This is a genomic window from Paenibacillus caui (assembly GCF_019904135.1).
In the GTDB taxonomy this organism is placed as follows: Bacteria; Bacillota; Bacilli; order Paenibacillales; family Paenibacillaceae; genus Fontibacillus; species Fontibacillus caui.
In genome coordinates this window covers 1-818 of sequence record NZ_JAIOGQ010000082.1, presented here as the reverse complement: position 1 = coordinate 818, position 818 = coordinate 1, and the positions used below count along the sequence as shown (strand labels likewise).

The window sequence follows — 818 nt, the reverse complement described above, 5'->3', positions numbered from 1 at the left end:
AATTATCGGCATGGGAGTGTGCCCGAAACCAAAACCAAAAAGGCGTGGACTGGCAGTTTACTACCGATGAAGCAAGGATCAAATTAAAACGCCTTTACCCACAATTTAAGGATTGATGGGGTACTAGTAACTTTTGAATTTTGTTCAATTCTTCGCTTGTTAATTCAACTGTAACTTTTTTTTTCTTCTTCATTATCCAATTGCAACACCCCTGATACCATTTTTTTATTCCCTCCTATGTATCACAAGCTATGATACATTTATGTAGCAACTTTGTTACATCGTATAACAAATAAATAGGCATGTAAAGAATTATTTGTTACATCTTGTAACAAATATGTATCACAAGATATGTTACATTTATGTATCACAAACTATGTTACATTTCTCTTTCTATATCTCCTAGTAGGGTTTTTCTCCATACAATGTTCAGGTAGTATTTTTTGAGAAACCCACTCAAAAAATCTCCACCTTTCTTTCATTGCATTCCGAAATTCGGCTGGTTTTCAGCTTTCGCCAAGCCGAACAGACCAAAAACAAGGATTAGGTTGCTCGACTTGGACTAGCAATTGTACCAGCCGAACCACCCAGTCCTATCGATCCATGCAGTTCTCTTTTGCAGTATTCAGTTACGTTAAGTTCCTGGGGGCTAGCCCCCAACCCCCCAGCCAGCACTCACACCCAAAAACAAGGCTAGAGTAAAGGGCAGAAAGTTCTGCCCCTCCTCATCAAACCGTACGTGAGGTTTTCCCTCATACGGCTTTCCGATGTTCGTCATTCATGTGCATGCAGATCACAAGAGCGTCTTTAGTCCGAGC

1 pseudogene is annotated in these 818 nt (G+C 40.2%); it reads left to right on the top strand.

The features are described 5' to 3' along the window. Window positions 1-116, top strand: a pseudogene (locus tag K7397_RS21790) (IS630 family transposase); the annotation flags it as partial. Window positions 117-818 lie beyond the last annotated feature (702 nt).